We start from the raw sequence: 16,645 nt of genomic DNA on the forward strand, positions 1-16,645 counted from the left end.
CATCTCAGCATGGGCGCCGCCGACGACGCGACTGATCTCCACCCTTGCGGGGGAGATGGCCGGCAGGCCAGAGGGGGATGTGAAGGAACGCGAAGCAAAGGATTGCTTCGCACGACACCTGCCAAACTGACTAAGTCCGTTGTCACCATCCGTCACCCAATCCGCGTGGACGGTCCGGCCCGATTGCCAACGCCCAACGCGGAGCAGCGCGCACCCTCACCCACTCAACCGCGCCACCACCTCCCTCAGCGCCAGCGGCAGGTCCTCGGCGATCAGGCCGGGCCCGAAGCGCCGTGCCGCCTCGGCGTGCATCCAGACGGCGGCGCAGGCCGCCTCGAAAGCCGGCATCCGTTGCGCCAGAAGGGCGGCAACGATGCCGGACAGCACGTCACCCGACCCGGCGGTGGCCAGAAGCGGCGTACCGTTGGCATTGATCGCAGCACGCCCGTCGGGCACTGCAATCACCGTGTCGGGGCCCTTGTAGATGATGATGGCATTGGCCTTGGCCGCCGCCGCCCGCGCCCGCTCGAGCTTGGACAGCGACGCATCGGCGGCGATCTCGGGAAACAGCCGGCCGAACTCGCCATGATGCGGTGTCAGCACAAGCGCTGGCGCATTCGGGCGCTTTCGTGCCTCGAAGAACGCGGCGCGGCGATGCGAAAGCGAGGTAATGCCGTCGGCATCGAGCACAAGTGCTGCGAAGCGGCCCTCGGCGACAGACATCAGCTCCAGCGCAAAACGCCCGATTTCAGGCTCGGAGCCAAGGCCTGGGCCATAAACCAGCACCTCGGGCTTGCGTGCGCCTAGGAAGGCCAGCGCATCTTGGAGCGTATCGGAACGCCTCAGGATGATTGAGGTCAGGTGCGCCGCATTGGCAGCCAGTGCCGCTCCAGGTGACAACACCGTCACCGCACCCGCCCCTGCCCGTGCTGCTGCCATCGCCGACAGTCGTGCAGCACCCGTGGCCGACGGACCACCGGAAAAGACGCCGACATGGCCGCGGCTATATTTGTGGGCGTCATTCGCCGGCGACGGAAAATGCCGCCGCCACCATGCCGGATCGTTTTCGAAGCAGCGCACGGACGTAGCGCCAACTATGGCCGCGGCAATACCGATATCGGCAACCACCACCTCGCCGCACTGCGCACGCCCGGGATAGAGCAGGTGCCCCGGCTTCTTGCGGGCAAAAGTCACGGTCACCGTCGCCTGGAAGGAACTGCCCATAATCTCGCCGGAAGCACCCGACACGCCGGAGGGTAGATCGACCGCAATTACCGGAACAACGGCCGAATTCGTCCGTGCTATCGCCTCGACCACCTCACCGTCGAGCGGCTTGGAAAGACCGGCGCCATAAAGCGCATCGACGACAATCACGCCCGACTCGGGAGCGAAGGCAGCCAACGGCTCCACCATGACGGAACATTCGGCAGCAGCCAGCGCCGCATCGCCTCCGCTGCGCGGCGCAGCGGTCGCGAAAAGCCTGACGGCAACGCCGCTTTCGGCAAGCAGGCGCGCCGCGACATAACCGTCGCCGCCATTATTGCCCGGCCCACACAGCACATGGACAGCCTTCGCACCGGGAAACCGCTGCAGCACCACATCGGCAACGCTGCAGCCCGCCCGCCGCATCAGGCCGATGCCGTCGACGGGCCCGGCGGCGATCGTCAGCCTGTCGGCCTCAGCCATCTCGCTGGGGGTCAGCAGTTCAAATGCCATGGCAGTCATCCCGGATGAATCCTGCTACCGAGTTAGCACGCCGCAGCCACTCGGCCCAAACGGCCATGCCTCAATTCAACCACGCACAAATCGAAGGCATGTTGCCGCATTTTTGTGCACCACCAGCGTTGCGAAAACGATGAATTTTTGTGCGCATCTCGACCCGAAGCTGGAAATCGGCTCCAATCGCCCACGTCTTCGGCTGCCTCCTGGGCAAACCGAACAAAGTTGCCGCACCCACTCGACTTGGCACGCTTCGTGCTTGAAGTTGCGCGAGTGGGTGCATCACCCCTGAGTTACGGCAGTGGAGGCCATATCCGCATGAAAAAAATCGAAGCAATCATCAAGCCGTTCAAGCTCGACGAAGTGAAGGAAGCGCTCCAGGAAGCCGGGCTGCAGGGCATCACGGTCACCGAAGCCAAGGGTTTTGGCCGCCAGAAGGGTCACACCGAACTCTATCGCGGCGCCGAATATGTCGTCGACTTCCTGCCCAAGGTGAAGATCGAAGTCGTTCTCGGCGACGAGTCGGTCGAGGCGGCCATCGAGGCGATCCGCAAGGCGGCCCAGACCGGCCGCATCGGCGACGGCAAGATCTTTGTCTCCAACATCGAGGAAGTCGTTCGCATCCGCACCGGCGAGACCGGCGTCGACGCCATCTGACCTCGCAAAGAATTCTCGTTTCAACGTCATCAAGACAGGAAAACCCCACATGACGACAGCCAAAGACGTAATGAAGCAGATCAAGGACAACGACGTTAAATTCGTTGACCTGCGCTTCACCGACCCCAAGGGCAAGCTCCAGCACGTCACCATGGACATCGCCGAGGTCGAGGAAGAGATGTTCGCCGACGGCGTCATGTTCGACGGCTCGTCGATCGCTGGCTGGAAGGCCATCAACGAGTCCGACATGGTGCTGATGCCCGACCTGGATACGGTCCACATGGACCCGTTCTTCGCCCAGTCGACCATGGTCATCCTGTGCGACATTCTCGATCCGGTTTCGGGCGAAGCCTACAACCGCGACCCGCGCGGCATCGCCAAGAAGGCTGAGGCCTACCTCAAGGCCGAAGGCATCGGCGACACCGTCTATGTCGGCCCGGAAGCCGAATTCTTCGTCTTCGACGACGTCAAGTACAAGGCCGATCCCTACAACACCGGCTTCAAGCTCGACTCGACCGAACTGCCGTCCAACGACGACACCGACTACGAGACCGGCAACCTCGGTCACCGTCCGCGCGTCAAGGGCGGCTACTTCCCGGTCCCGCCGATCGACAGCTGCCAGGACATGCGTTCGGAAATGCTGACGGTGCTGACAGAGATGGGCGTGCGCGTCGAAAAGCACCACCACGAAGTCGCTGCCGCCCAGCATGAGCTCGGCGTCAAGTTCGACACGCTGGTCCGCAACGCCGACAAGATGCTGATCTACAAGTATGTCGTGCACCAGGTCGCCAACGCCTATGGCAAGACGGCAACCTTCATGCCGAAGCCGATCTTCGGCGACAACGGCTCGGGCATGCACGTCCACCTGTCGATCTGGAAGAATGGCAAGCCGACCTTCGCCGGCAACGAATATGCCGGCCTGTCGGAAAGCTGCCTCTATTTCATCGGCGGCGTCATCAAGCACGCCAAGGCGATCAATGCCTTCACCAACCCGCTGACCAACTCCTACAAGCGCCTGGTCCCCGGCTATGAAGCCCCCGTCCTGCTCGCCTATTCCGCGCGCAACCGTTCGGCCTCCTGCCGCATTCCGTTCGGCAATTCGCCGAAGTCCAAGCGCGTCGAAGTCCGCTTCCCAGACCCGGGCGCGAACCCCTACCTCGCTTTCGCTGCCCTCTTGATGGCCGGCCTCGACGGCATCAAGAACAAGATCCATCCCGGCCAGCCGATGGACAAGGATCTTTACGACCTGCCGGCCAAGGAGCTGAAGAAGATCCCGACCGTCTGCGGCTCGCTGCGCGAAGCTCTCCAGAGCCTCGACAAGGACCGCGGCTTCCTGAAGGCCGGCGGCGTCTTCGACGACGACCAGATCGACTCGTTCATCGAGCTCAAGATGGCCGAGGTCATGCGCTTCGAAATGACCCCGCACCCGGTCGAATACGACATGTACTATTCGGTGTAATCATCGGAAAATAATGAGAAAAAGCCCCGGAAATGAACTGACCCCGTAAAGTTGGACGGTTCATTGAGCTGGTAGATTTAAGGGCTGGGTCCTGTATTGCACAGGGGCCAGCCCTTTCAGTTTCAGTTTGATGCGGCGGTGGTTGTAATAGTCGATGTAGCGCTCGATGGCCTTATCGAGGCTTTGGACAGTTTCGAACCTTTCCGGGTGGAAGAGCTCGGACTTGAGCGTGGCGAAGAAGCTCTCCATCGGTGCGTTGTCGAGGCAATTGCCTTTGCGTGACATGCTTTGTGCAAGGCCTCTGGTTTCCAGCCTGCGCTGGAATGCCGACATCTGGTACTGCCATCCCTGATCGGAATGCAGGGTCGGCCGTTCGTCCTCATTGAGCCGGGCGAAGGCTTTTGTCAGCATATTGTCCACCAGTTTGAAGCGCGAGCGGCGCGCCGTCTCGAAGGCGACGATCTCGCCATTGTAGAGGTCCATGATGGGAGACAGGTAGAGCTTGTCGCCGGCCACGCTGAACTCCGTCACGTCGGTCACCCATTTGCAGTTGGCGCGGTCGGCGCTGAACTTGCGCTGCAACAGATCGGGAGCGGTCCGCCCAACCTCGCCCCTGTAGGAACGATATTTCTTCGGCCTGACCAGTGACTTCAAACCCATCCCGGCCATCAGGCTCTGGACGGTCTTGTGATTGACGCCTTGACCCGACTGGCGCAGTTGCGCAGTCACCCGGCGTTAGCCGTAGCGGCCCTTGTGGCTGTCGAAGATGGCCTTGATCGCCTCCTTCAGCGCCACATGGCGGTCCGGGCGCGAGGCTGCCTTTTGCCTGTAATAGAACGTGCTGCGCGGCAGCTTCGCCAGATCGAGCAGGCCCTCAAGCGGATGCAACGGCCTTAACGCCTGGACGGCTTGTGCTTTTTGGGCGCGTGTCCCTGCGTTAAGGCTTCCAGTTTTTTTAGGTAGGCGTTCTCCATCCGCAGTTGCTTCAGTTCGGCCAGCAGTTCTTCCCGGCTTTTGGCTTCGTCACTGGGTGCAACAGGCACTGCGGGGGCCGGCGGCTTCGACATGGGGCGTCCTCCGGGACGTGGGCCGAGTGCCTCTATCCCACCCGCATGATAGCGCTTCTCCCAGCCCGCCAGGCAACTGGCATTGCGGATATTGAACAACGCCGCCGTCTGGCGATACGACAGACCTTCTCGCCACATCCGCTCGAGCACTGACAGCTTGAACGTCGCGTCGTAATGATCGTATTTGCCCGACAGTCCCGCCCAGCCATGCGCCTGGTACAAAGCCACCCACTTGCGGACAGTCGCCGCGTCAACTCCACGCTTCGACGCCGCACTCGCGTAGCTTTCATCCCCGCACAAATAGCTATCGACAACCGAGCGCTTGAAACGCGCACTGTGTTTGGACATGCAAAACCCCCGAAGGTTGTGTCCAACTTTCGGGGGTCAGTTCATCGCTCCGGGGCTTTTTTGCTTGGCGAGGCAGTCACCGGCAAGGTTCGGCGACTGCGGAGGATGCGCCGCCAGACGATCAGATACTCTTGGCGCCCATCTGCTCGGCGATGTAGTCGGCCTGGCGGATCGCCAAGGTCACGATGGTCAGCGTCGGGTTTTCGGCGGCACCCGTGGTGAACTGGCTACCGTCGGAGACGAACAGGTTCTTGATGTCGTGCGTCTGGCCCCATTTGTTGACCACGCCGTCGGACGCCTTATCGCTCATCCGGTTGGTGCCGAGATTGTGGGTCGAGGGATAAGGCGGCGTCGGGAAGGTTCTGGTTGCGCCGACCGCGTCATACATCGCCATGCCCTGCTTGTAGGCATGGTTGCGCATGGCGACGTCGTTGGGATGGTCGGTGAACCAGACGTCGGGGATCGGCATGCCGTATTTGTCCTTGAGTTCACCATGCAACTTCACCGCATTCTGCTCCTGCGGCATGTCCTCGCCGACGATCCACATGCCGGCCATCTTGTCGTAGTGGTCGAGTGCGGTGGTGAACGAACGGCCCCAGCCGCCGGGATCGAGGAATGCCGCCATAAACGGCAGGCCCAGCGCCAGCGTTTCGAGCTCGTAGCCACCGACGAAACCGCGTGACGGATCGTGCTTCGCCTCGTCCCTGACGATGCCGGCCATGGTCGTGCCCCGCCAAAAATGCACCGGCTTGTCGAACACCGCATAGACCGAGCCGGTGGTGTGGCGCATGTAGTTCTTGCCCACCTGCCCTGACGAGTTGGCCAAGCCGTCAGGGAATTTCGACGATGCCGAGTTGAGCAGGATCCGTGGGCTTTCGATGGAATTGCCGGCGACGCAGACGATGCGCGCCTTCTGGCTCTGCAGCTTGCCGTCCTTGTCGGCATAGACGACCGAAGTCACCTTGCCGCTGTCGTCGTGCTCGATCTTGAGCACGTGGCTGTTGGGCCTGACCTCCAGCTTGCCGGTCGCCTCGCCCTTGGGGATTTCGGTATAGAGCGTCGACCACTTGGCGCCCCATTTGCAGCCCTGGAAACAGAAGCCGGTCTGCTGGCATCCCATGCGGCCATCGCGGTCGGCGGAGTTGATTGCCATGCGACCGGTGTGGCACTCCTTGTAGCCGAGCTTGTCGGCGCCGGCCTTGAACACCTTGAAGTTGTTGTTGCCGGGCAGTCCTTCGATGCCGTTGGTGCGGGTGACGCCCATCTTGTCCTCGGCTTTGGCATAATAGGGGTCCAGGTCGGCCAGCGCGATCGGCCAGTCGAGCAGGTTTGCGCCTTCGACCTTGCCGTAGTTGGTCAGCGTCTTGAACTCATGCTCCTGGAAGCGCAGCGAGGCGCCGGCCCAGTGCGTGGTGGTGCCGCCGACCGCCTTGACGATCCAGGCTGGAAGGTTGGGAAAATCCTTGTGCACGCGCCAGCCACCGCCTGTCGTGCGGTTGTCGAGCCAGGCGAGCTGGCTGAAAGAATCCCATTCGTCGTTGATGAAGTCCTCATATTCGATGCGCGGGCCGGCTTCGAGAATGACGACGTCGATACCCTTCTGGGCGAGTTCGTTGCCGAGCGTGCCGCCACCGGCGCCGGAGCCGATGATGACGACGACGCTATCGTCGTTAAGACCATATGGTGCAGGCATGTTTTCCTCCCGGGAATGCTGAAAAGGCTGGGTTCGCGACTGGGGCCGGTCAGAGCCACTCGATGTCGTCGAAGCCGCGCGCGATGTATCCGCCCTTGGAGTAGGACTCGCCTTCATAGCCAAAGATCGGCCACAGCTCCTTCTGGTTGTAGAGGCCGACGACGAGTCCGCCGCGGATTGCCTGGAAGAACGGGGTGCTTTCGATCTGCCGGAGTACGGCGACACGCTGGTCTTCCCATCCAAGGCCGGTGTAACCGCCGGCGCCGGCCTTCAGGTCGAGCTCGGCGATGCCCTTCTCGATCAGCTCCTTGTGGGCCGGATCCTTGCCCGCGAGCTCGTCATGGCTCTTGATGGCAATGGCGTAGAACTTGTCCGGCACCTGGTCGTGCGGATAGACATCGCGCGCCATCTGGATCAGCGTCGCCACGGTTTCGGGTTTCAGCGCCGTGCTTTCGAGCCCCCAGGCCTCGCCGGTGCTGAGTACGGCAGAGCCACTGATGATGAGTAGCGCGCCGGCGGCTGTGCCGCGCTTGAGCAGCTCACGCCGCGAAAGGCCGGACCTGCCTTGATAGATCGTCACCATGATTTCCTCCCTTGCTTGCTATGCGCGCTCGGCGCTTGGCTGGCACGGCGCTCCTCCGCCGCGGCATGTCACTTGAAGCGGCCGCCCCTCTGCAAAACCTCGATCTTGTAGCCGTCGGGATCCTCGATAAAGAAGAAGCGGGCCAATGGCGTACCGCCCGGCGCGAACTCGACGATGTCCCTGGGGCTGAGCCCGGCGGCAAGCATGCGGGCGCGCTCGCCGTCGAGATCGGCCACCGACACGGCGAGATGGCCGTAGCCGTCGCCGAGAGCATAAGGCTCGGCCCTGCCCTTGTTGACCGTCAGCTCGACTTCGAACTCGGTCTCGGGATTGCTGAGATAGATCAGCGTGAAGGTCTCGAAGTCGAGCCTGTCGGCGATTTCGAGGCCGAAAGCCGTGTGATAGAATGACAGCGAGCGAGCTTCGTCGAGCACACGCACCATGGAATGGATTGCCTTGGCCATTCGCCCTCCTGGCAGTTGGAACGGGAGGATTATGGATCGCTGCAAAGCCAAGTGGTGGCAGCCCGTTACCACGCTTTCAGGAGCATAGTTTGCTAGTCAGCAACGAAAGCATGGTTGCGATGGCGTGCCGTTGGGTCGATGATGGCGCTCAAGAGCCAACACCGGCGCTGTCAGCCCGGGCAAGCCAGCGGGAGAAATGACATGTGCAAGGTATTTGCCGGACAGGATCCGAAGGGCTATCGCCAGATCAACCGGTCGATCCGGATCGCCGGACATTCGACCAGCATTCAGCTGGAAGCGACCTTCTGGGACCTGCTCGACGAGATAGCCGCCTCCCAGGAGCTGACGACGCCGAAATTCATTTCGAAGCTTTATGACGAGGCGATCGAGATCAACGGCGAGATTCCGAACTTTGCCTCGATGCTGCGCACCACCTGCGCGCTCTACCTGCGCGGCCACAAGCCGGCCGCTGACGAAGTCGACGCTCTGAAGCGCTACGCAGCGTGACCTTCATCAGCTTCCATCGATAACGCTTAGAAAACACGAACAAAAAACCCGGGGTCGCCCCGGGTTTTTGATTTGCGACCTATATGTTGCCTAGAAATTAGGCAGCAGCCCTGGTCTCGACGCTGGTCGGCACCGAGTTGATGGTCTTCAGAATCTGCGAGGCGATCTGGTAGGGGTCGCCCTGCGAGTTCGGGCGGCGATCTTCGAGATAACCACGATAATCGTTGCGCACGAAGCTGTGCGGCACGCGCACCGAAGCGCCACGGTCGGCAACGCCCCAGGTGAAGACGTCGATGGAAGCCGTCTCGTGCTTACCGGTCAGGCGCAGGTGGTTGTCGGGACCGTAGACGGCAATGTGCTCTTCGCGGGCATCGCCGAAGGCCTCCATGAGCGCTTCGAAGTACGCCTTGCCGCCGACGTCGCGCAAGTAGTCGGTCGAGAAGTTGGCGTGCATGCCCGAGCCGTTCCAGTCGGTGTCACCAAGCGGCTTGCAGTGATACTCGATGTCGATCTCGTACTTCTCGGTCAGGCGCTGCAGCAGGTAACGGGCAAGCCACATCTCGTCGGCAGCCTTCTTCGAGCCCTTGCCGAAAATCTGGAATTCCCACTGGCCCTTGGCCACTTCGGCATTGATGCCTTCATGGTTGATGCCGGCCTCGAGGCAGAGGTCGAGATGCTCTTCGACGATCTGGCGGGCAATGCTGCCGACGTTCTTGTAGCCGACGCCAGTGTAGTACTCACCCTGCGGCGCCGGGAAACCGTTTTCCGGGAAGCCGAGCGGGCGGCCGTCCTTGTAGAAGAAATATTCCTGCTCGAAGCCAAACCAGGCGCCCTCGTCGTCGAGGACGGTGGCGCGGGTATTGGACGGATGCGGGGTGACGCCATCGGGCATCATCACTTCGCACATCACCAGCACGCCGTTCTTGCGGGCGGGATCGGGATACACAGCGACGGGCTTCAGCACGCAATCCGAGCTCTTGCCTTCGGCCTGGCGGGTCGAGCTGCCGTCAAAACCCCAGAGCGGAAGCTGCTCGAGCTTCGGGAACTCCGCGAATTCCTTGATCTGGGTCTTGCCGCGGAGATTGGCTGCCGGGGCGTAACCGTCCAGCCAGATGTACTCGAGCTTGTACTTCGTCATGCTATCCTCTCAGTGTCGTGCCTGCCGGCCCTGGGATGGCCGGCGTGTCACAAGAGAGAAAGCAAGCCCCGTGCCAACTCGAAAATCCCAGATTCTTAGCAGGGAAGGCAGTTGCACGGAAAAGCAACTGCTCAAGAAATAGGCAGACTACGGCAGCATGGCTGACATTTTGCCCAAGACTCGGGCTGATCTGCCTTGCCGGCTGGCTAAGCTGCCTTGAGCGCCTCAAGCAGGGCGACAGCAGCGAGCATGTCGCGCTTGCGGGTGGCACGGCGCGCGACAGCCTCCGAGTCCTGGCCCCAATGCTCGATCTGCCAGTCTTCGTCGACATGGGCCGCTGCCCAGGCTTCCTCGACCGTCAATTCGCCGGTCTCGACGGCAAGGGCGAGAAGCGCCGAACCGGTCAGGGTGGTCATGACATGCAGGGCCGCGAGCTTCATCGGCTCGGTGCGCTGCGACAGGTGCACGCCAAGCGCTGCGATGGCCTCGCGCGGCTGCTCGACATGCATGACGCCCTCGGCCAGTACAAAGCGTGCGCCGAGCGACGCACGCGCCCAGTCCAGGACCGGATCCCAGGCCTCTGCCTGGCGCTCGACGAGCTTTTCCGGGCTGTCGGCGCGGTAGCACAACAGGTCGCTTGACGAGAAGCGCAGGATATCCTCGAGCACCGCCTGCGGATCGGTGGCGACGCCGTCGATCGCCGTGTTAACCAGGCGCAGCACCGGCATGGTGAAAGGATCGATGACCTCGACCTGGGCGACGAACTCGTCGGCAACCAGCTGTGCCGCAGCCGCCGTCGGCAGCGCGAGCAGCGCCCTGCCCGGCGTCCGCACCGACTTGCCGTCGAGCAGGACGGCATAGCCTTCTTCAAACGCAGCGACGCTGGCTGCTTCGTAGAAGCGCTTGGGCAGTTGCTTGCGCAACGTGCTCTGGGCGCGGCGGATGGGATCGGGATCGGACAGGCCGTCGCTGGTTTCGAGGTCGCTCAGGATTTCTCGCATCTTTACTCCGCTCCGGCCGCACGTCTGCGCGATGGCCGGTTTACAATGATCAGCCCGGTCGCGATGAGACCGAGCGCCAGAAAAATGTTCCAGGTCAGGGCTTCGCCAAGCACCAGCCAGCCGCATATCACGCTGAATGCCGGCGACAGGAAGGCAAAGCTGGAGAGGCCCGCCGCAGGATAGCGCCGCATCAGCCAGAACCACAGAATATAGGTGAAGGCGACGACATATACAGCCTGAAACAGCAACGCTCCGGTGGCGACCGTCGATACGTCGCGGAATGCCGGACCGGCGAGCGAGACGAGCGGGATCGCCATGAGCGCTGAGACGACAAGCTGGTAGAGCAGCACCTTCTCGGCCCCGGCGCTGGCAAGCTTGGTGCCCTTGATTGCCAACGTTGTCAGCGCCCAGAGCAGTCCGGCGACGAGTGCGAGAAGATCGCCGAACAGCGTCGGACCGCCGGCATCGCCGAGCTTGTCGGCAAAGACCACCGCAACGCCGCCGAAAGCCAGGATCAGGCCGAACAGCTTTTGCAGCGACATACGCTCGCCAAGCCAGAAATGCGCGCCGATCAGAACCCAGAACGGCATCGTGTTGACCAGGAGCGAGTTGCGCGCAACCGTCGTGTGTTCAAGGCTGACGAAAACCAGAATGAACTCGGTGCCGAACAGCAGCCCGGCCAGGATGCCGGCCCACAAGGTGCCGTCGCGGGCAAACAGCGGAACACGGCGGTAGAGGCACCAGAGATAGACCAGCACGCAGGCAATGCCCGAACGCGCAACATTGAGGAAGATCGGGTTGTAGCCCGACGTCGCCAGCTTGGCCGCCACACCGTTCATGCCCCAGGACATGGTCAGCATGAGCATGAACACGACGGCTGCCGTATCGATCGCGTCGCGACGTTCCAATGGCTGTGTGACGGCTGTCATGAATTCCTCCACGCTCACCAAGCGCGATGCTGATGGACAAGGGCTGGCCGGGCCGCATTGCGAGGCAGGCTGGCGGCAGCGGACTCGGGTCCAACTGCGCGGCGAGCCGCACCTTAACGCACGGCAGCTGCCGCAAATTGGTCCAGCTAGCCGATAAGGGGTAGCAGTTCCCCAGGTCTGTCGATGACGGCGTGCGCGCCAGTGGCAAACAGGCCTTCACGGTTGTGGTACCCCCAGGCAACGCCGATGGCGCGGGCACCGGCATTGCGGGCCATCTGCATGTCGTAGACAGCGTCACCAATGACCAAGGTCGACGCCGGATCGACACCCATCTCGGCGCAGCATTCCAGCACCATCGCCGGATGCGGCTTGGACGGGCAGTCGTCGGCGGTCCGGATGGTCACGAAATGGCGGCCGAAGCCATGCGTTTCCATGACCCGCTCGACGCCGCGGCGCGACTTGCCGGTGACCATGCCGATCAGCACATCATCACGGCGTGCGAGCGCTTCGATCAGTTCGCCAATGCCGTCATAGAGCGGCTCCTTGAAACTCGGCAGGTGGCGCGAGGCGATGAAGTGTTCCTTGTAACGCGCTGCAAGCCTTGTGCTTTCGGCATCCGGTGCGCGCTTAAGCAAGGTCGCGATCGCAATATCGAGGGTGAGCCCGATGATGCCCTTGGTCGCGGCCTTGTCGGGTTCCGGAAGTCCGGCCTCGCGGAACGTGGCCAGCATCGAGGCATGGATGATGTCGGCGCTGTCGACCAGCGTGCCGTCGCAATCGAACAGGACGAGCTTCAAGACGCCTGCGTCGCGCTCCGGCGATGTAACAGACGTCACGCCGGCTCCCCGCTCTCGTCGTCGAAGCCGATCAGGTTCCAGCTCTGGCGCATGTGCGGCGGCATCGGCGCTGTGACGTCGATCACGCCCTGGTCGGGATGCGGAATGACGATGCGGCGGGCATGAAGATGCAGACGGTTCTGGATGCCACCAGGGAATTCCCAATTGGTGTCGTGCTCGAAATATTTGGGATCGCCGATGATCGGGCAGCCGATATGTGCGGCATGCACGCGCAACTGGTGCGTGCGACCGGTATAGGGCTCCATTTCGAGCCAGGTAAGCGCCTGCGCCGCCTGTTCGAGCACCCGGTAATAGGAAACGGCATGGTCGGCGCCCTTTTCGCCGTGCTTGGCGATGCGCATGCGGTCGCCGTCCGGTGTCATTTCCTTGATCAGCCAGGTCGAGATCTTGTCTTCGCGCTTGGGCGGCACACCCTTGACCAGCGCCCAGTAGGTCTTCTGTGTTTCGCGGGCGCGGAAGGACTCTGCAAGCTTCATCGCGGCAAGACGCGTGCGGGCGACGACCAGCACGCCTGACGTGTCGCGGTCGAGGCGGTGGACCAGGCGCGGCTTCTCGCCCTTCTTGTTGCGCCATGCCTCAAGCATGTCGTCGACGTGGCGGGCGACGCCCGATCCGCCCTGCACGGCAAGGCCGGCCGGCTTGTTGAAGACGAAGACCTTGGGGTCTTCGTAAAGCAGCATCTGCGCCAGCACGTCGCCATCGTCCTGATTGCGCATGGTGCGCGCCGTCAGCGGGCCGTCGCTCTTCTTGTCGACTTCCAGCGGCGGAATGCGGATGACCTGGCCTGGCTCGACGCGCGTGTCAGCCTTGGCGCGGCCGCCATCGACGCGGATCTGGCCCGAACGCAGCAGCTTCTGCAGATGGCCGAAGCCGAGCCCCGGATAATGGGACTTGAACCAGCGGTCGAGCCTCATGCCCGTTTCGCCGGCTTCCACCGTGATCTGTTCAACGCCTGCCATAATTCAATCGTCCTTTTCGAAGCGGCCCAATAGCATCAGCCGATGCTTCTTGCGAGCCACATTCCCAGGAACAGCGCCAGAATGGCTGTTATGACGCTGGCAAAGGCATAGCCGAAGGCCGAAAACGTCGCTCCACGCTCCCACAGCGTGGCAAAATCGAGCGAAAAGGCCGAAAAGGTGGTGAAGCCGCCGAGAATACCTGTGGCGACGAACAGCCTGAGTTCGGTCGAGCCGCCGAAGCGGCGTGCCAAAAGCCCGACGAACAGCCCCATCGCCAGTGAGCCGACAACGTTGATCGCAAGCGTGCCCCAGGGAAAGTTCGGCCCGACCAGCCTGAGCGCCAGAAGGTTGGCGAGATGGCGCAGTGCGGCCCCGATGGCGCCGCCGAGTGCAACGAGAGATAGGTTTAGCATGAGCCTGTCCTGCCTGCGCGCTGGTGTCAGGTCAATAGCACGGAACGGCTCGCAGGCAGCGCGGCGGCCTGCCCCTGCCGCCGAATTGCTTGTGGACAAGGGCTGCGGGCAACAGGGCGTTGTTGGGAGGGCGGCAACCGGGCTATAGCATCGCCTCATGCAACCTTCCAAAGACATCACCCGCCTGATCGAGATCATGGCCGCCCTGCGCGAGCCGGAAACCGGCTGCCCCTGGGACATCGAGCAGAATTTCGCGACGATCGCACCCTATACGATCGAGGAGGCCTATGAGGTCGCCGACGCGATTGCGCGCAACGACATCGACCATCTCAAGGAAGAGCTCGGCGACCTGTTGCTGCAGGTCGTCTACCACGCCCAAATGGCGGAAGAAGCCGGCGAGTTCACCTTCGGCGATGTGGTGCAAGGCATCACGACCAAGATGATCCGCCGGCATCCGCATGTCTTCGGCGACGCCAAGGCGCGGGAAGCCCGTTCGGCCAAGGGCATGTGGGAAAAGATCAAGGCTGAGGAAAAGGCGGAAAAACGCACCGCGCGCATCGCCCGCGGCCTCGACCCCGAAGATCATGGCAAGGGTTTTCTCGACAGTGTACCGGTGGCGCTGCCGGCGCTGACACGGGCATTGAAGCTGCAGGAAAAAGCGGCACGCGTCGGCTTCGACTGGGGCGAGGCAGCACCGATCCTCGATAAGATCGAGGAAGAGATCGGCGAGCTGCGCGAGGCCATGGCCAAGGGCGATCAATCAGCGGTCAAGGACGAGTTCGGCGACATGCTGTTTGCTTTGGTCAATCTCGGTCGCCACCTGGAACTGGACTCGGAGGCGGCGCTGGGCGGGACCAATGACAAGTTCCGCACACGTTTGCATTATGTCGAAAAGGCGCTCGACGACGCGGGGCACAGCCTGGAAGCGGCGACGCTCGATGAGATGGAAGCGCTCTGGCAGCAGGCCAAGACGGCGAAGTAGCCGGCTGCCTTAGACAGGATTACGGCCAAGCTCAGCGTGGCCGCCCCCTGGTTCGCTGCGCGAACCATCTCTCCCCCCGCTTCACGGGGCGAGGAACCCCGAGCACGCCAGGCTTAGCGCTTGTTCCTGAGAATCTTGGCCGCGATCTCGTCGCGCGCCGAGGCGGTCGCTTTGAGCGTCATCGACACGCTGCCGTCCTCATTGTCCTTGCGCTTCACCACATCGCCATTGCGATAGAGCCAGTCGATCTGGCCGAGCTGGCTCGGTTCCAGCGTGACGTCGATGGATTCGAGCTCACCCGAAACCCGCTGCTCGATCAGGCCGGTGAGCGCGGAAAGGCCCTCGCCCGTAGCAGCTGAAATGGCTATCGGCGGCGTCTTGCGACCGTCACTGCTGTCGGCAAGCAGGCGCTCGCGATTGCCTTCGTCGAGCTGGTCGATCTTGTTCCAGACCTCGACGACCCGGTCGGTGTCGGCCGCATCGACGCCGAGATCGGAGAGGATACGCTCGACGTCGTCGGCCTGAGCCGCGGTATCGGGATCGGAAATGTCGCGCAGATGGATGACGAGATCGGCTTCGACCACCTCTTCCAGCGTCGCCCGGAAGGCAGCGATCAGGTGTGTCGGCAGGTCGGAGATGAAGCCGACGGTGTCGGACAGGATGATCGGCGTGCCATGCGGTAACCGTACCCGGCGCAAGGTCGGATCCAGCGTCGCAAACAGCATGTTCTCGGCAAGCACGCTGGCACCGGTCAGCCGGTTGAACAGCGTCGACTTGCCGGCATTGGTATAACCGACGATGGCAACCACCGGGAACGGCACCTTGCGCCGCTTGGAGCGGTGCAGGTCGCGAGTGCGGACGACGGTTTCGAGCTCGCGCTTGAGCTTGATGATCTTTTCCTGCAGCGCGCGCCGGTCCGATTCGATCTGGGTTTCGCCGGGGCCGCCGAGGAACCCGGCACCGCCACGCTGGCGCTCGAGGTGGGTCCAGCTGCGAACCAGCCGGCCCTTCTGGTAGTTGAGGTGGGCAAGCTCGACCTGCAGCGTGCCTTCCTTGGTACGGGCGCGCCGGCCGAAGATTTCGAGGATCAGCCCTGTGCGGTCGAGCACCTTGGCGTGCATCTCTTTTTCGAGGTTGCGCTGCTGCACCGGCGTCAGCGGATGGTCGACGATCACCAGTTCCGCCCCGCGCTCCTTCACGATCGCCGCGAACTCCTCAACCTTGCCGCTGCCCAGCAACGTCGCCGGACGCGGATCGTTGAGGGTCACGATCGCGGTGTGAACGGGTTCGAGATCGATGGCGCGGGTAAGCCCGACCGCCTCGTCGTGGCGCGCCTCGGCCGAACGCTGCAACCGCGGGCGCGCGCTGTCGTCGTCATTCTTAGGCTGGCGCGTCAGCACCGGCACGATGACGACCGCACGCGTGGGGGCCTTATCGCCCCCTACCGATTCGGGTCCATTGCTGTCGCCGGCCTTGGCGCCGGCAGTCCTGTCGCGTGCCAATCAGCCGCCCTGGCTTTCCTCGCCATCGAACATCTGAACCGGCTGGCTCGGCATGATCGTGGAGATGGCATGCTTGTAGACGAGCTGCGAGTGCCCGTCACGGCGCAACAAAACACAGAAATTGTCGAAGGAGGTCACTACTCCGGTCAACTTCACGCCGTTAATCAGGAAAATGGTGAGTGGGTTTTTGCTCTTGCGAACTGAATTCAGGAAAAGATCCTGAAGATTCTGCGATCGTTCCGCCATTGTTTTTTTCTTTCGCCGATCCCTGTCTGCTGCCAATGCGCCAAATTACCGGGCCCATGTCAAGCCAGCAAACACCCCCTTGCCACAACGCGTGGCAAGCTGAACGAGATGAATTTAACCA

The 16,645-nt window shown here is 62.5% G+C and carries 16 protein-coding genes and 1 pseudogene; 4 read left to right on the forward strand and 13 right to left on the reverse strand.

The window, feature by feature from the left end; genetic code table 11:
• Window positions 1-216: 216 nt before the first annotated feature.
• Window positions 217-1,716, reverse strand: a complete 1,500-nt coding sequence (locus N7E70_RS18550) for an NAD(P)H-hydrate dehydratase (RefSeq protein WP_263007259.1) — start codon at window positions 1,714-1,716, stop codon at window positions 217-219.
• Window positions 1,717-2,037: 321 nt separating this feature from the next.
• On the opposite strand from N7E70_RS18550, the gene N7E70_RS18555 reads away from it, so the two are divergent.
• Together N7E70_RS18555 and glnA are read left to right on the forward strand one after the other, a co-directional pair.
• Complete coding sequence (locus N7E70_RS18555; RefSeq protein ID WP_055976860.1) at window positions 2,038-2,376, forward strand: P-II family nitrogen regulator; 339 nt, start codon at window positions 2,038-2,040, stop codon at window positions 2,374-2,376.
• 49 nt (window positions 2,377-2,425) lie between these two features.
• Window positions 2,426-3,835, forward strand: a complete 1,410-nt coding sequence (gene glnA / locus N7E70_RS18560) for a type I glutamate--ammonia ligase (RefSeq protein WP_067962285.1) — start codon at window positions 2,426-2,428, stop codon at window positions 3,833-3,835.
• Window positions 3,836-3,895: 60 nt separating this feature from the next.
• On the opposite strand, the pseudogene N7E70_RS18565 reads toward glnA, so the two are convergent.
• From N7E70_RS18565 to N7E70_RS18580, 4 genes and pseudogenes are all read right to left on the reverse strand, one after another.
• Window positions 3,896-5,250: pseudogene (locus N7E70_RS18565) on the reverse strand (IS3 family transposase).
• Between the two features lie 121 nt (window positions 5,251-5,371).
• Window positions 5,372-6,943 (reverse strand): GMC family oxidoreductase, encoded by a 1,572-nt coding sequence (locus tag N7E70_RS18570; protein WP_263007260.1) that lies wholly within the window; start codon window positions 6,941-6,943, stop codon window positions 5,372-5,374.
• A 49-nt stretch (window positions 6,944-6,992) separates the two neighbouring features.
• Window positions 6,993-7,526, reverse strand: coding sequence for a twin-arginine translocation signal domain-containing protein (locus N7E70_RS18575; protein ID WP_263007261.1), 534 nt, complete (start codon window positions 7,524-7,526; stop codon window positions 6,993-6,995).
• 68 nt (window positions 7,527-7,594) lie between these two features.
• Window positions 7,595-7,990, reverse strand: a complete 396-nt coding sequence (locus N7E70_RS18580; protein ID WP_067962290.1) for a VOC family protein — start codon at window positions 7,988-7,990, stop codon at window positions 7,595-7,597.
• A gap of 201 nt (window positions 7,991-8,191) precedes the next feature.
• Between N7E70_RS18580 and N7E70_RS18585 the strand changes: the two genes are divergently transcribed.
• Window positions 8,192-8,497: a ribbon-helix-helix domain-containing protein gene (locus tag N7E70_RS18585; RefSeq protein ID WP_067962295.1), complete on the forward strand. Its 306-nt coding sequence runs from the start codon at window positions 8,192-8,194 to the stop codon at window positions 8,495-8,497.
• 97 nt (window positions 8,498-8,594) lie between these two features.
• Here N7E70_RS18585 and N7E70_RS18590 read toward each other — a convergent pair whose 3' ends face one another.
• From N7E70_RS18590 to crcB, 6 genes are all read right to left on the reverse strand, one after another.
• Window positions 8,595-9,635 carry a glutamine synthetase beta-grasp domain-containing protein gene (locus tag N7E70_RS18590; RefSeq protein ID WP_067962299.1) on the reverse strand — a complete coding sequence of 347 codons (1,041 nt, stop codon included), beginning with the start codon at window positions 9,633-9,635 and terminating at the stop codon, window positions 8,595-8,597.
• Between the two features lie 206 nt (window positions 9,636-9,841).
• Complete coding sequence (locus tag N7E70_RS18595; protein ID WP_067962301.1) at window positions 9,842-10,636, reverse strand: ATP12 family chaperone protein; 795 nt, start codon at window positions 10,634-10,636, stop codon at window positions 9,842-9,844.
• A gap of 2 nt (window positions 10,637-10,638) precedes the next feature.
• The gene (locus N7E70_RS18600; RefSeq protein ID WP_067962302.1) at window positions 10,639-11,565 is read right to left on the reverse strand and encodes a DMT family transporter; all 927 of its coding nucleotides are present in this window, start codon (window positions 11,563-11,565) and stop codon (window positions 10,639-10,641) included.
• 146 nt (window positions 11,566-11,711) lie between these two features.
• Complete coding sequence (locus tag N7E70_RS18605) at window positions 11,712-12,362, reverse strand: HAD family hydrolase (RefSeq protein WP_067966594.1); 651 nt, start codon at window positions 12,360-12,362, stop codon at window positions 11,712-11,714.
• A 35-nt stretch (window positions 12,363-12,397) separates the two neighbouring features.
• Complete coding sequence (locus N7E70_RS18610; RefSeq protein WP_192316709.1) at window positions 12,398-13,381, reverse strand: RluA family pseudouridine synthase; 984 nt, start codon at window positions 13,379-13,381, stop codon at window positions 12,398-12,400.
• Window positions 13,382-13,416: 35 nt separating this feature from the next.
• Window positions 13,417-13,794: a fluoride efflux transporter CrcB gene (gene crcB, locus N7E70_RS18615; protein ID WP_067962305.1), complete on the reverse strand. Its 378-nt coding sequence runs from the start codon at window positions 13,792-13,794 to the stop codon at window positions 13,417-13,419.
• Window positions 13,795-13,951: 157 nt separating this feature from the next.
• On the opposite strand from crcB, the gene mazG reads away from it, so the two are divergent.
• Window positions 13,952-14,776, forward strand: coding sequence for a nucleoside triphosphate pyrophosphohydrolase (mazG, locus tag N7E70_RS18620; RefSeq protein ID WP_263007262.1), 825 nt, complete (start codon window positions 13,952-13,954; stop codon window positions 14,774-14,776).
• A gap of 113 nt (window positions 14,777-14,889) precedes the next feature.
• On the opposite strand, the gene hflX is transcribed toward mazG, so the two are convergent.
• Window positions 14,890-16,278: a GTPase HflX gene (gene hflX, locus N7E70_RS18625; RefSeq protein WP_263007263.1), complete on the reverse strand. Its 1,389-nt coding sequence runs from the start codon at window positions 16,276-16,278 to the stop codon at window positions 14,890-14,892.
• Window positions 16,279-16,524: an RNA chaperone Hfq gene (hfq, locus tag N7E70_RS18630; RefSeq protein ID WP_018428055.1), complete on the reverse strand. Its 246-nt coding sequence runs from the start codon at window positions 16,522-16,524 to the stop codon at window positions 16,279-16,281.
• Window positions 16,525-16,645: the final 121 nt, after the last annotated feature.

Source organism: Aminobacter sp. NyZ550, assembly GCF_025628925.2.
Classification (GTDB): domain Bacteria; phylum Pseudomonadota; class Alphaproteobacteria; order Rhizobiales; family Rhizobiaceae; genus Aminobacter; species Aminobacter ciceronei.

Excerpts from the sequence above, each read along its gene's own strand:
- N7E70_RS18600 (WP_067962302.1), bottom strand. The coding sequence starts at position 11,565 with ATGACAGCCGTCACACAGCCATTGGAACGTCGCGACGCGATCGATACG.
- N7E70_RS18580 (WP_067962290.1), bottom strand. The coding sequence starts at position 7,990 with ATGGCCAAGGCAATCCATTCCATGGTGCGTGTGCTCGACGAAGCTCGC.
- N7E70_RS18595 (WP_067962301.1), bottom strand. The coding sequence starts at position 10,636 with ATGCGAGAAATCCTGAGCGACCTCGAAACCAGCGACGGCCTGTCCGAT.
- N7E70_RS18575 (WP_263007261.1), bottom strand. The coding sequence starts at position 7,526 with ATGGTGACGATCTATCAAGGCAGGTCCGGCCTTTCGCGGCGTGAGCTG.
- N7E70_RS18550 (WP_263007259.1), bottom strand. The coding sequence starts at position 1,716 with ATGGCATTTGAACTGCTGACCCCCAGCGAGATGGCTGAGGCCGACAGG.
- hfq (WP_018428055.1), bottom strand. The coding sequence starts at position 16,524 with ATGGCGGAACGATCGCAGAATCTTCAGGATCTTTTCCTGAATTCAGTT.
- N7E70_RS18570 (WP_263007260.1), bottom strand. The coding sequence starts at position 6,943 with ATGCCTGCACCATATGGTCTTAACGACGATAGCGTCGTCGTCATCATC.
- N7E70_RS18555 (WP_055976860.1), top strand. The coding sequence starts at position 2,038 with ATGAAAAAAATCGAAGCAATCATCAAGCCGTTCAAGCTCGACGAAGTG.
- N7E70_RS18590 (WP_067962299.1), bottom strand. The coding sequence starts at position 9,635 with ATGACGAAGTACAAGCTCGAGTACATCTGGCTGGACGGTTACGCCCCG.
- N7E70_RS18585 (WP_067962295.1), top strand. The coding sequence starts at position 8,192 with ATGTGCAAGGTATTTGCCGGACAGGATCCGAAGGGCTATCGCCAGATC.
- crcB (WP_067962305.1), bottom strand. The coding sequence starts at position 13,794 with ATGCTAAACCTATCTCTCGTTGCACTCGGCGGCGCCATCGGGGCCGCA.
- mazG (WP_263007262.1), top strand. The coding sequence starts at position 13,952 with ATGCAACCTTCCAAAGACATCACCCGCCTGATCGAGATCATGGCCGCC.
- glnA (WP_067962285.1), top strand. The coding sequence starts at position 2,426 with ATGACGACAGCCAAAGACGTAATGAAGCAGATCAAGGACAACGACGTT.
- N7E70_RS18610 (WP_192316709.1), bottom strand. The coding sequence starts at position 13,381 with ATGGCAGGCGTTGAACAGATCACGGTGGAAGCCGGCGAAACGGGCATG.